This is a genomic window from Erythrobacter sp. K21-9 (assembly GCF_055808355.1).
The window spans coordinates 1,892,195-1,905,514 of sequence record NZ_CM147866.1 but is presented as its reverse complement, the minus strand read 5'-3'; the positions used below and the strand labels follow the sequence as shown (position 1 = coordinate 1,905,514).

Here is a 13,320-nt window from a genome sequence, read left to right as displayed (position 1 = left end):
GCAGCCGAGCGATAACCGTTAGAGCAGCCCGTGCCTGTGCAGCCCCTCGGCCAGCAGTGTCTCGATCAGGTCTTCCTGCGACCAACCCGCCATTCTGGCTGCGACGCCGAAAACTTTCTGCGACCACAGATTGCAGTTCAGGTTGAGCTCCAGAAACGTCACTTCACCTGTCGCTTCGTTTACGCGAAACTCGAACCGGCCATAATCGAACGGACGGTACTCTTCCCAGACCTTCGCCGTCAGCTCGGTGATCCGCGCAGCCATTTCCTCGTTATCGAACGGGTCGAGCGAGTATTTCTGGCTGCGATCCACGAGGTCGCGCTTTTCGTAATAGGTCCGCAGATGCGAGGGATCGGCCTGCCGGAAGATCAGCATTGGCAGGATTTGCGGCTCGCCATCGACGGTGACGACCGGCACCTCGACATCGGACCCTTCGAGGAAGGGTTCGACAATCGCGTCCTGCCCGCCATTGGCCGGGTCTTCGTGAATGCGCTTCACCGCTGCCTTCACGCCGTCCCAGTCATGCGCATCCTCGACGCCCCAGCTGGCGGAGGAGTTGTTCGGCTTGATGACGTAGCGCTCGGCCTTCGGACATTTGTCCTCCGTGATCGGCGCGCCCTTGCGGTACACGGCCCAGGGGGCGGTGGGCACGCCCGCATCGGCGGCGGCGCGCTTGGCAAGGTGCTTGTCATCGGAAAGACCGCGCAGGATCGGGTTCGCGCCGAGATAGGCGATACCCGCGCGCTCGCATAGCAATGGTACGAGCATTTCCGAGTTGAAGAACCCCGCTCGGTTCAGGAGCGGAAAAACAAAGTCGATATCTTTCGGCGGATCGAACAGGATGTCGTGCGATTCCGCGAGGGTGAGCTTAAGGCCAAGGCCTTCGAGCACTTCGCGCATCTCGCGGTGATACATCGCGTGGTTGCCATCCTCAGGGTGGATCTCGCCCTCCCACAGCGCATTCTTGGCAATAAACAATATGTTGAGCCGCTCCTTGGCTTCCTGCGGAATTCGGAGTGGCTTCAAATCGGGTGAAGTGGTCGTGTCTTGCATGGTCAAAGCGGCTCGATCTGGTAAGGCGCGGGCCATAGGCTGACCGCTGAAAGCGCGCCAGCGCAAATTTTGTTTCGCTCCCTTCAGGATGGACGGACCATTTCAGAGATCAATCTTATGGCAGCGCTCGATCGACCCTTGCCGGGGTTCGAAATCGCCGAGCGTGAGGCGCGCCTGATCGCGGCGCTGTGTGCGGGCGGCGATGCGCGCATCACACTCGATCCCGCGACCGGGCTGAACAAATACCTCTCCGCGCCGCATCCACGCAGTGTGACCGCATATTCGTCATCGACGGTGAGCGACATTTCGTCCGGCGCTTTCGAGCATCTGCTGGCGCTGGCTCCCGTTGGCACTCCGGGCGAATATCAAGCCGCGCTGGACGGACTGCGCGGGCGCATCTGCAGTGCTTACGGTTTGCCGGATAGCACGGGAATCGTGTTCGCACCCTCCGGCACCGACCTTGAATATGCAGGTCTGGCTGCGACCGTGAGCAAAGCGCCGAAGGGCGTCCACAACATCCTGCTGGGCGCCGACGAGATTGGCAGCGGGTGCATCCACTCGGCCAATGGCTGTTACTTCGCAAACGAAACCGCGCTGGGCCACCAAGTCGAGCCTGCCGCACCCGTAGCGGGTTGCGGCCCGGTCAGCATGGTCGACGTGCCGGTTCGCTGCGGTGAGGGAGTAGCGCGGACCAGCGACGAGATTACAGCTTCGATGCAGGCGGAAATCCGCACGGCGCAGGCGCTGGGAAAGCATGCGCTTGTCCACGGTGTGCACGGTTCGAAAACCGGCCTCGTCCTGCCCTCGCTGTCCGATATCGATGCCATGCGCAGAGAGTTCGGCGACGCGGTGACCTTCGTCATCGACGCCTGCCAGGCGCGCATAACCAGCACGGCTCTTTCCGATTACGCGGCGCGCGATTGCATCGTGCTGCTCACGGGATCGAAATTCATGGGTGCCCCGCCGTTCAGCGGGTTCGCGCTCGTTCCCGAGAGCATCATGGCTGAAGCCGCCGATTTGCCGAGCGGGTTTGCCACCATATTTCGCCGCGCCGAATGGCCTGAGCGCTGGCCCGGCCGTGCTGCTCTGCCCGATAGCATGAATGCTTCGTTGGCCTTGCGGCTTGAGGCAGCGGTGTTCGAACTGGAGCGTTTCCAGCGTATTCCGGTCGGGACGGTCGAAGCCATCCTTGATCTGTTCGACAGCGCGCTGCAAGAAGCATTGATCGAACCTCTGGGCGCGCTGCGGGTGCTGCCACATGCGCCGGGAATGCAAGCGAAGGTGGCCGAGCGCCCACTGGAGATGCGCACGCTCATCACGCTCGACATGAGCCTCCTGCCGGGAATGGAGACATTTGACGACGCGCAGGCCGTGCACCGCAAGCTGGCGCTCGAATACGGTATCCGTCTTGGCCAGCCGGTAAAGTGCGTGCGCACGGCTCAAGGGTGGGGAGGGACGCTGCGAGTCGGTATCAGCATGCCCATGATCAGCCGCTTTGCGGCGATGGAGATTGCCGAGGTGCGCCGTACGATGCTGGCCGATTTCGAAGCGGCTACGCGCGCGCTCGGGGAATTATTGGGGCTTGGCACGCGGACCGTTTGACGTAAACTTGACCTTCGTACCGGTGGGGCGGCCGTGGGAGAGTGCCGGGATGGGTTTGAAAACTTGGTACGACGCGCACATCATGCCGCGTCTAGTTACCTGCGCGCGCAGTCAGGGACAGGTGATGAAGCGCCGCTCTCAATTGGTGCCGCTCGCCCAGGGAGACGTGTTCGAACTGGGATGCGGTGGCGGCATCAACCAGCAATTCTACGATAAGGACGCGATCACCAGCTATGCCGGGATCGATCCGCATGACAAGCTGCTCGATGAGGCCCGCGCTTCTGCTCAGGCGAAGGGCTGGCCCGCCGATATCAGGCAAGGTGTCGGCGAGGATATTCCGTTTCCCGATCGATCCTTCGACAGCGTGGTGTGCACCTTCACCTTGTGCTCGGTCGAAGACCCCAACCGGGTCCTCGCTGAAATGCGGCGCATCTTGCGGCCCGGTGGGAAGGCGCTGTTTCTGGAGCACGGACGCGCGCCCGACGCCGGAATTGCCAAGTGGCAGGCCCGGATCGAGCCTGCATGGAAACGCATCGCGGGCGGATGCCACCTGACGCGCCCGATCGGATCGGCGTTTCGCGGTGCAGGATTTGAGGTGGAGCCACTGGGGCAGGGCTACCTGCCGAAGACCCCTAGATTTGCCGGTTGGAACGAGTGGGGAGTGGCGCGCAAGGCGGGGATGTAATCACCCGGACCTTGCGCGCCTTATCCCATCAAATCAGCGCATTATTCGCCGAAAGTCCGCTGCCACCAGCCACGCTTCCTCGGGCCCGCCGAGGCGTCCTCGGACTCGTCCCCGGCAGGTGCATCGGGCGTCGCTTCGGCTGTCTTGGCCGAGGCAGTTTCTTCCGCCTTCGGCTTGGCCCGCGACTTGCGTTTCGGCTTTTCTTCGGTGGGAGCGTCGGCAGTGTCTGCCGCTGGCTCTTCGGCCTTTTTCTTGCGCGGCGCGCGTTTGCGCTTGGGCTTTTCTTCCGTCGGAGCCTCGTCTTCTGACGCCTTGTCCTCGGTGGCCTTGCCCTCGGTATCGTCCGCCTTCTTCTTGCGCGGAGCCCGTTTACGCTTCGGCTTTTCGGCAGGCGGCTCAGCGGGCGCGTCCTCATCATCGGCAGCCATCGCTGCAGCGGTCTCGGGCGCATCATCCGGTCCGGCAACGACGGTCATGTCTTCCTTGACCTGCTCGGAAACCTCTTCGAGATTTTCGGCGTCTGCCTCAGTTACGGTGTCGTCGCCCGATTTTCGCCGACCGCGACCACCGCGGCGGCGACGCCGCTTGGGCTTTTCGCCATCGTCGTCGTCATCGTTGGCTTCGCCGCGACCGGAGGAATTATCATCCTGCGAATCGTCGGAGCTGTCCTCTGAGCCTTCCGCGCCATTGTCGTCGCGCTTCTTGCCTCGGCCCCGGCCACCGCGGCGGCGGCGGCGACGCTTCTTCTTCGGCTGATCGTCATCGTCCTCGGAGTTGTCCTCTTCGGGAATGTCGTCCTCGTCGTCATCTTCGTCGATGATCGGTTCGAACTTTGGCGCTTCGGTCGGGCGCGGACCTGCGCTCGACACGGTCATTTTGGCGCCTTCGTCCTCGCCTTCGGGGATAACTTCGATGGTGACGCCGTAACGCTGCTCGATCTCGACCAGCTCGGCGCGCTTTTCGTTGAGCATGTAGACTGCCGCCTCGGTGCTGGCCGCAAGCTTGATGATCGTGCCTTTGCCCTTGGCCGCTTCGTCTTCGATGAGACGTAACGCCGAAAGACCGGCAGACGAAGCCGTACGGACAAGACCGGTGCCATCGCAATGCGGGCACTCGCGGGTGGTCGCCTCCAGCACGCCGGTGCGCAGGCGCTGGCGGCTCATTTCCATCAGGCCAAAGCCGGAGATGCGGCCCACCTGGATGCGCGCGCGGTCGGATTTGAGCGCGTCCTTCATCGCCTTTTCAACTTTGCGGACATTGGAATTGTATTCCATGTCGATGAAGTCGATCACGACGAGCCCTGCCATGTCCCGCAACCTTAGCTGGCGAGCGATTTCACGCGCCGCCTCGAGGTTGGTGTGCAAAGCAGTCTGCTCGATACCGTGCTCTTTGGTCGAGCGGCCCGAGTTGATGTCGATCGACACCAGTGCTTCGGTCGGGTTGATGATGAGGTAGCCGCCCGACTTGAGCTGCACCATCGGATCGTACATCGCCCGCAGCTGATCCTCCGCGCCGTAACGCTGGAACATCGGAACCGGATCGCTGTACGCTTTCACCCGGCGTGCATGGCTGGGCATCAGCATCTTCATGAACGATTTGGCCGATTTGTAGCCTTCCTCGCCCTCGACAATGACTTCCTCGATCTCGCGATTGTAGATGTCGCGGATCGCGCGCTTGATCAGGTCGCTGTCCGAATGGACGAGGCTGGGCGCGGTGGATGACAGCGTCTTCTGCCGAATTTCATCCCAGAGCCGCGCCAGGTAATCGAAGTCTCTCTTGATCTCGGTCTTGGTGCGGCTGAGGCCGGCGGTGCGAACGATCAGGCCCATCGTCTTGGGCAGCGAGAGGTCGGAGACGACCTGCTTCAGACGCTTGCGGTCGCTGGTGGAATTGATCTTGCGGCTGATCCCGCCGCCATGCGAGCTGTTGGGCATCAGCACGGTATAACGGCCAGCAAGGCTGAGATAGGTGGTAAGGGCTGCGCCCTTGTTTCCGCGCTCTTCCTTTACGACCTGCACCAGCAGGACCTGGCGGCGATTGATGACGTCCTGGATCTTGTAGCGGCGACGCAGCGCCATGCGCTTGGCGCGAACCTCGTCGACTTCCTTGGCGCGGCTGCGGCCTTTGCCGCCCTTGTTGCCTTTCGGGCCTTTGCCGCCCTGGCGGCGACGCCCGCGGCCCCGGCCCCGTCCGCGGCGGGACTTGTTGTCGCTGTCGTCGTCGGAGCTTTCATCGTCGGACGAATCATCGTCGTCCTCCTCATCATCATCATCGTCGGAATCATCCGACGTGCCGTCTTCAATGGTGGCGACTTTCTCTTTCTCGCTGGTGTCGATCTCTTCCAGACCGTCTTCGGCGAGGTCTTCCGCAAGCGCTTCGGCGCTTTCGTCCTCGGCGTCGTATTCTTCGCCGGGTGCGATGCCTTCGGCTTCTTCCTCGTCGCGGAGGCGTGCTTCCTCTTCGGCAGCTTCGGCCTCTTCGGCGAGCAGAGCTTCGCGGTCGGATTGCGGAATTTGGTAATAGTCAGGGTGGATTTCGCTGAATGCGAGGAACCCGTGCCGATTGCCGCCGAAATCGACGAAAGCAGCCTGTAGTGATGGTTCTACCCGAGTAACCTTGGCGAGGTAGATATTGCCTTTGATCTGCTTGTGTTCGGCAGATTCGAAATCGAATTCCTCAATCCGGTTTCCCTTGAGCACCGCCACCCGGGTTTCTTCCGAGTGGCGCGCATCGATTAGCATGCGCGTTGCCATTAAATATTCTCCAGACGTCCGCTCGCAATGCCAAGGGCGCTCGCGCGGCCTTGAGCCGGTGGGAGGGACGCAATTTATGTGATGAAATGACGCGCTGTATGAGCGCGCCGATTGTTGCATTCGCATCTCGCCGGAAAGCCGAGGAGCCTGCGATATTCGTGTCTGCTGAGAAAGACGTGCGGAGGATGTCCGCGCTACAGCTCGCATGAATGCCGGCGCCATAAGCGCGCTGCGACATCATTTGCGAGGAGATCCGTCTCGTCACTGCATCAACCTGTTGAGTGGTCCCGGTTGGCGGATGGCCGGTTGGAACCATGCGGGAGAAAAATCGGCGTCAGAGGTTAAGTTACCGTGTAGGCGACCGATAATTCAGTGATCTGGTGCTAGCACCGTGGGTTTCGTCCTGCAACTCTATTGCACTGCCATGGCGCAACATCCTAAGCACTTTCCGCAATGAGCATTCGAACGCTCCTTTTGCTGATCCTGGCCGTTCCCGCCCTCGTGCTGGGGATGGCGTATGCATTGGGCTTGAAGATCCCGGTGCCTGAATGGGGTCGTGATTATGTCCTCAGTTTTCTGGTCGAACCCGAAACGCCCGACTTTCGCCTTCCCCAGGTGCAGGGGCCGGACGACCCGGCGCGCCCGCTCGTGGTCATCGATGCCGGGCATGGGGGGCGCGATTATGGCGCGGTCGGGCAGGACATCCGCGAAAAGGACGTGGTGCTCGCCATCGCCGATGCTGTTCGCGCGATCCTGATCGACGCAGGCGGCATCCGTGTGGCGATGACGAGAGATGGGGATAGCCTCGTCCCGCTCGACTATCGCCCAGAAATCGCGCGCCAGCTCGGCGCCGACCTTTTCCTGTCGATCCATGCCGATTCGGGCGGCGATTACAGCAATGTGTCGGGCGCGAGCATTTACACTCTCTCCAACGCAGCATCGAGCGAGGCGGCGGCGCTGTTTGCCGCTCGCGAGAACAATGCGGACCGCGTCAATGGCATCGAAATCGAGGGGCAGAGCGAGGAAGTCAGCGCCATCCTCGTCGAACTGTCGCAGGCGCGCACGCGGGAAGAGGCGGCAGAGGTCGCCTCTCTCATCATCCGCGAAGGCGAGGGCATCATCGCGTTCCACCCCACCGCGCGGCGTTCGGCATCGCTGGCGGTGCTGCGCGCGCCCGATGTGCCTTCGGTGCTGTTCGAAAGCGGATTTGTGACCAACGAAAGCGATCGCGCGCGTCTCTCAACCGAGGAAGGCCGCCAGCAATATGCCGAAGTGCTGGCGCAGGCGATCCGGATCTATTTCGCACGCCGGAGCGATCCATGATCTGTTCAGCATCCATTTGGTCAGATGCGCAAACTTCCGCTCCAAAGTCGCTGGCAAGTATGCTGCGACCCGTGCTAACTGCCGCGCGAAATGAATGACGCTGAAACCACCGACCTGCTGCAATACTTCCGCTACCGGGTGAACCGCGACCTGAGCGGGACGGCGGCGTGGTTTGCGGAGAAATGGCGCGGCAGCCTGCTGTTCAAGGCGGCGGCGGTCGTGATCGGCTTTGGCGTCCTTGCGTGGATCGCGCTGTTCGTGTGGCTGGCGAGCGATTTGCCAGATGCCGAAAGCCTGCTCGATTACGAGACCCCGCTGCCTACGGTCGTGCGCGGGATCGATGGCGAGATCGTCCATTCCTACGCCCGCGAACGCCGCGTTCAGCTGCAATATCCCGACTTTCCCGAGCGGCTTATCGGCGCCTATCTGTCGGCCGAGGACAAGACGTTTTACAGCCACGGCGGGGTCGATCTTACCGGCACGGCCAACGCGGTAATGGACTACGCCACGAAATATGGCTCGGGCGACCGCGCGGTCGGCGGATCCACGATCACTCAGCAGCTGGCGAAGATCCTTCTGCTGGGCGACGAATACTCGGTCACGCGCAAGCTCAAGGAAATGATCCTCGCCACCCGCATCGAGGGTGTGCTGAGCAAGCAGGAAATCCTCGAGCTGTACCTCAACGAAATCCCGCTCTGCCGCCGCAGTTTCGGCGTGCAGGCGGCCTCGCGCGCCTATTTCGACAAGGATGTGGGCGAGCTCGACCTTCATGAAATGGCCTTCCTCGCGATCCTGCCCAAAGCGCCGGAGCGTTATGGGCGCTCGGGACAGGAAGACGCCGCGCTGACTCGCCGCGATTTCGTGCTCTCGCAGATGGAAGAGAACGGCTACATTACCGAAGCGGAGCGCAGCGCCGCCGCAGCCATGCCGCTCGGCCTGGTGCAGCAGCGCAGCGAACGTTCGGTCGATGCCGGCTATTTCCTCGAGGAAGTGCGGCGCAAGCTCATCGACGAATTCGGCGAGACGGCAGAGGAAGGCAGCAACAGCGTCTACGCGGGCGGATTGTGGGTGCGCACCTCGCTCGACCCGGAATTGCAGGAGGCTGCGCGCGACGCACTTCGCTCCGGCCTGATGCGCTATCACGGCAATCGCGGGTGGACCGGACCGATCGCGACGATCGATGTCAGCGAAGGGAATTGGGCAGGGCAGCTTTCCAGTTCCTATCTCGCGATCCGCTATGAAGACTGGCGCGTCGGCGTTGTGACCCAGCGCAGCGGTTCGAGCGCGACGATCGGTTTCTCGAATGGCGACGAAAAGCCGCTGTCAGGTCTTCCCAACGCCCTGAAGGCAGGCGACGTGATCGCTGTGCGCCCAAGCGGGAATGGCTACCGCGTTGCGACCATTCCCGAAGTGTCGGGAGGGTTCCTGGTTGAATCGGTGCAGACCGGGCGAATTCTCGCGATGCAGGGCGGGTTCGATCACCGCCTCACGGACTTTAACCGCGCGACACAGGCCGAGCGCCAGCCCGGCTCGACGATCAAGCCGTTTGTCTACGCAACTGGCCTTGCAAACGGCATGACGCCCGCGACCGAAGTGCCCGATCAGGAATTTTGCGTCTGGCAGGGCGCGCGGCTCGGGAACAAGTGCTTTTCCAACTTTGGCGGCAGCCGCGGGGGCGGGGTCTATCCAATGCGCTTCGGCCTTGAGCAAAGCCGCAACCTGATGACGGTCCATATCGCATCCGAAGCGGGGATCGAGAACGTCGTGGAAACCTTCAAGGCGGTCGATATCGGCGACCACCAGCCATTCTATGCTTCGGCACTCGGGTCAGGCAGCACATCGGTCGAGCGGATGGTCAACGCCTATGCCGCGCTCGCCAATCATGGCCGCCTGCATGAACCGACCGTCATCGACTACGTTCAGGATCGACGCGGCAAGGTCATATGGCGCGCGGACAAGCGCCAGTGTCAGGGCTGCGATATGCGCGAATGGGATGGTGAGGCCATGCCGCGTCCCGGCCAGATGGGCCGCGAAGCGCTCGATCCGCGCACCGCATTCCAGGTTGTCCATATGCTCGAAGGCGTCGTCCAGCGCGGCACAGCGACGCGGCTACGCGATCTTGACCTGCCCCTGTTCGGCAAGACCGGGACTACCACCGGCCCTACCAATGCCTGGTTCGTGGGCGGGTCTCCGGAGTTCGTCGCCGGTGTGTATATCGGCCACGACACGCCGCGTAATCTTGGCGGATGGGTGCAGGGCGGAAACACCGCGGCACCCATCTTCAAGCAATTCGTGCAGGCAACGAAGGACCGCTGGAGCGACGAGCCTGCGATTGCGCCGCCCGGCGCGCGCATGGTCCGTATCGACCGGCGCTCCGGCAAGCGCGTGTTCGATGGCTGGCCGACTGACGATCCCCAAGCTGCCATCATCTGGGAAGCGTTCAAGCCCGACACGGAGCCGTCACGCTCCACCCGTCAGGACGAGATCGCTGCAAAACGCGATGAGATCCTCGAGCTGATCCGGGCAGGACGCGAAGGCGGAAGGGGCCGCGTCGTTGAAACCAATGACGGGCAGCCTAGCGACTTCGTCGAAGAGCGCGGCGGCATTTACTGAGCGCGGCAGGAACCGCGCGCATAACCGATTGGTTGGCACCGCATGACACGCATTATCAAAACCATCGCCGCCGCCGCAGCAATGCTCGCGCTCGGCTACGCTTCGTCAGCCTCGGCCGAATTGCCTGTCGGCGAGGCCGCACCGAGCTTTACGACACGCGCCGCTCTGGCCGGGGAAGAGTTCGGATTCTCATTGCGCGCGGCTCTCGCAAGCGGGCCGGTGGTACTCTATTTCTATCCCAAGGCCTTCACTCAGGGCTGCACGCTGGAGGCGAACGCCTTTGCCGAAGCGATGCCGCAATTCCGCGCCGCCGGGGCAAGCGTCGTCGGAATGTCGGCGGACACGATCGACACCCTCAAGCGCTTCAGCCGCGAAGAATGCCGCGATGCATATGCAGTCGGGGTAGCAAGCGCACGTCTCATCAAAGCCTATGATGTCGCGCTCGGCACATCCGGGCTTGCGAGCCGCACCTCCTATGTCATCGCGCCCGATGGACGCGTGGCCTATGTTTATACCAGCGGCGATTACCGCGAGCATGTGTCGCGCACCCTTGCGGCGGTCAAAGCTCTCTCCAAATAGAATGTACGCCGGATAGGACGACGCCGGGGAGCGGACAGGCGCCCATGCTTTACAATCGCACGCCTCGCGTTAAGCGGTGCGGCAAGACGTGAATTGAAGGACAAGCGTATGCGGGCCGAGGCCCAAGCCAATATCGACCGGATCGAGGCTGCTCTCGATCTGGTACGTCAATCGCTCGATTGGGAGCGCGCCCTGCGCCGCCTCGACGAGCTGGATGCGCGTGTCCAGGACCCGACCCTTTGGGACAATCCGAAAGAGGCGCAGGCGATCAGCCGTGAACAGAAGACGCTGGAGACGGCGGTAAATACTGTGCGCGAAATCTCCGCCGAAATGGCCGATGCGATCGAGTTCATCGAGATGGGCGAGGCCGAGGGCGAGGAGGGCGTCGTCAATGATGGCCTCAAAACCTTGGATCGGCTCGCAAGCCGCGCCGATGCGGACAAGGTTCAGGCGCTGCTGTCAGGCGAAGCCGATGGCAATGACACCTACCTTGAAATCCATGCCGGGGCCGGCGGGACAGAGAGTCAGGACTGGGCGGAAATGCTGTTCCGCATGTATGGCCGCTGGGCCGAGCGCCGAGGTTTCAAGATCGAAACGGTCGAATACCAGGCTGGCGATCAGGCCGGGATCAAGTCGGCAACCTTGCTGATCAAGGGCGAGGGAGCCTACGGCTATTCGAAAACCGAAAGCGGCGTCCACCGGCTTGTCCGCATCAGCCCCTATGACAGCGCTGCAAAACGCCACACCAGTTTCTCCAGCGTTTGGGTATACCCGGTGATCGACGACGATATCGAGATCGAGATCGACCCGTCCGACCTCAAGGTCGATACCTACCGCGCGAGCGGCGCAGGCGGCCAGCACGTGAATACGACCGATTCCGCCGTCCGGATCACCCACCAGCCCTCCGGGATCGTCGTTGCCAGTCAGAACGACCGCAGTCAGCACAAGAACCGCGCAACCGCGATGAACATGCTGAAAGCGCGCCTGTTCGAACGCGAGATGGCCGAACGCGAAGCGGCTGCTTCGGGCGAGTATCAGGAAAAGAGCGATATTGGCTGGGGGCACCAGATCCGCTCCTACGTCCTCCAGCCGTATCAAATGGTCAAAGACCTTCGCACCGGCGTTACGTCCAGCTCGCCGGACAAGGTGCTCGACGGCGAGATTGACGAGTTCATTTCCGCCGCGCTCGCCCAGCGCGTGACCGGGGAGACGGTCGAGATCGAGGACGTCGAATGATGCGGCTTGCAGGCCTGTCCCTGATCATCGCCTTACCTCTGCTGGCAGGATGCGACCAGCTGGCGCCGCCTGCCGACCGCCCGGATAGCGCGCTCGAATTTCCATTGCCGGACAGGCCTGTCGCCGAGGTGGTTTCCAACCAGTTCTCCAACGAAGACGCGCGCGATGAACGCAACGAGGCGCAGGTCGTCATGGACCTCGCCAATATCGAGGAAGGCACGACCGTCGCCGATATTGGCGCGGGCGAGGGGTACTATACGGTCCGTCTCGCCGAACGGGTCGGCAGCGATGGCCGCGTCCTTGCGCAAGACATCAGCCGCGAAGCTCTCCAGCGTCTTGGCCGCCGGGTCGAACGCGAACGGCTAGAAAACATCTCGATCAAATTGGGCGAGGCCGATGATCCGCAATTGCCCGCGGACAGTTTCGACCGGATATTCCTCGTCCACATGTACCACGAGGTGACCGAACCATACGCCTTCCTGTGGCGGTTATGGCCCGCACTCGTGGAGGACGGGCAGGTGATCGTCGTCGATGTCGACCGGCCTACGGACCGTCACGGAATCCCGCCCAAGCTGCTGTTCTGCGAATTCGAAGCAGTCGGCTACCGTCTTGTCGAATTCATCGAACGACCCGACATTCGCGGATATTTCGCCCGCTTCGAGCGCGGCGAAGAGCGATCGCAGCCTGGAGAAATTGCAGCCTGTAGCAACGGTTAGATCCCGTCCCTCATGAGCGAACTTGAACTTCAGCGATCGCAGTGAACCGCCACGTCGTTGCACTCTCGATCAAGCCTTCGCTTATCTTTGCCCATGTGGCCGAACCACCCGCGAGCACCGCACACTTATCAACCAAAAGTCCATGCGCTCTTTTCCTCGTCAATGCGGGCTGCTAGCGCTGCCTCGACCAAATGGCCAAGACGTTAGGAGCACCGCCGGGGATGACAGATTATCCAACCAGTTTTGACCGTGATGATCTGTTGAAATGCGCGCGCGGCGAATTGTTCGGCCCCGGCAACGCGCAATTGCCAGAGCCGCCGATGCTGATGATGGACCGGATCACCGATATTTCCGGCGATGGCGGTCCTGATGGCAAGGGGCATGTGGTCGCAGAGTTTGATATCAAGACTGATCTCTGGTTCTTCGAATGCCACTTTCCCGGTAATCCGATCATGCCCGGCTGTCTTGGTCTTGACGGCCTGTGGCAGCTAACCGGCTTCAACCTTGGCTGGCGTGGCTGGCAAGGGCGCGGCTATGCTCTGGGCGTGGGTGAGGTCAAGCTTACCGGTATGGTCAGGCCTGACCGCAAGATGCTCACCTATTACGTCGATTTCACCAAGGCCGTGCAAACCCGGCGTTTGACCATGGGCGTGGCCGATGGCCGTGTTGAGGCCGATGGTGAGGTCATCTATCAAGTCAAAGATATGAAAGTCGCCCTGTCCGAGGCCTGATTGGGCCTTGGGACCGAAACAGGATTGGG

General features: G+C 62.0%; 10 protein-coding genes. 8 read left to right on the top strand and 2 right to left on the bottom strand.

Translation table 11 applies throughout. The features are described from left to right. Positions 1 to 18 precede the first annotated feature (18 nt). A complete protein-coding gene (locus tag AC0L39_RS09650; RefSeq protein WP_473257451.1) occupies positions 19 to 1,053 on the bottom strand; it encodes a D-alanine--D-alanine ligase family protein in 1,035 nt (344 codons plus the stop codon). A gap of 117 nt (positions 1,054 to 1,170) precedes the next feature. Between AC0L39_RS09650 and AC0L39_RS09645 the strand changes: the two genes are divergently transcribed. Continuing rightward, positions 1,171 to 2,655: a hypothetical protein gene (locus AC0L39_RS09645; protein WP_473257448.1), complete on the top strand. Its 1,485-nt coding sequence runs from the start codon at positions 1,171 to 1,173 to the stop codon at positions 2,653 to 2,655. A 49-nt stretch (positions 2,656 to 2,704) separates the two neighbouring features. Further along, on the top strand, positions 2,705 to 3,340 hold the full coding sequence (locus AC0L39_RS09640) for a class I SAM-dependent methyltransferase (protein ID WP_473257446.1): 636 nt from the start codon (positions 2,705 to 2,707) through the stop codon (positions 3,338 to 3,340). Positions 3,341 to 3,381: 41 nt separating this feature from the next. Here AC0L39_RS09640 and AC0L39_RS09635 read toward each other — a convergent pair whose 3' ends face one another. Next, entirely contained in the window at positions 3,382 to 6,093 is a 2,712-nt protein-coding gene (locus AC0L39_RS09635) for an Rne/Rng family ribonuclease (protein ID WP_473257444.1), read from the bottom strand. 453 nt (positions 6,094 to 6,546) lie between these two features. Here AC0L39_RS09635 and AC0L39_RS09630 point away from each other — a divergent pair, with 453 nt between their 5' ends. The 6 genes from AC0L39_RS09630 (at position 6,547) to fabA (ending at position 13,291) form a co-directional block, all read left to right on the top strand. Further along, positions 6,547 to 7,416 (top strand): N-acetylmuramoyl-L-alanine amidase family protein, encoded by an 870-nt coding sequence (locus AC0L39_RS09630; RefSeq protein ID WP_473257443.1) that lies wholly within the window; start codon positions 6,547 to 6,549, stop codon positions 7,414 to 7,416. A 90-nt stretch (positions 7,417 to 7,506) separates the two neighbouring features. Beyond that, on the top strand, positions 7,507 to 10,029 hold the full coding sequence (locus AC0L39_RS09625) for a penicillin-binding protein 1A (RefSeq protein ID WP_473257441.1): 2,523 nt from the start codon (positions 7,507 to 7,509) through the stop codon (positions 10,027 to 10,029). Positions 10,030 to 10,071: 42 nt separating this feature from the next. After that, positions 10,072 to 10,608 (top strand): peroxiredoxin, encoded by a 537-nt coding sequence (locus tag AC0L39_RS09620; protein WP_473257440.1) that lies wholly within the window; start codon positions 10,072 to 10,074, stop codon positions 10,606 to 10,608. 108 nt (positions 10,609 to 10,716) lie between these two features. Continuing rightward, positions 10,717 to 11,844: a peptide chain release factor 2 gene (gene prfB, locus AC0L39_RS09615; RefSeq protein WP_473262339.1), complete on the top strand. Its 1,128-nt coding sequence runs from the start codon at positions 10,717 to 10,719 to the stop codon at positions 11,842 to 11,844. Further along, entirely contained in the window at positions 11,841 to 12,560 is a 720-nt protein-coding gene (locus tag AC0L39_RS09610; protein WP_473257438.1) for a class I SAM-dependent methyltransferase, read from the top strand. The genes prfB and AC0L39_RS09610 overlap by 4 nt, the downstream gene beginning before the upstream one ends. A gap of 221 nt (positions 12,561 to 12,781) precedes the next feature. Then, positions 12,782 to 13,291 carry a bifunctional 3-hydroxydecanoyl-ACP dehydratase/trans-2-decenoyl-ACP isomerase gene (gene fabA / locus AC0L39_RS09605; RefSeq protein WP_473257436.1) on the top strand — a complete coding sequence of 170 codons (510 nt, stop codon included), beginning with the start codon at positions 12,782 to 12,784 and terminating at the stop codon, positions 13,289 to 13,291. Positions 13,292 to 13,320: the final 29 nt, after the last annotated feature.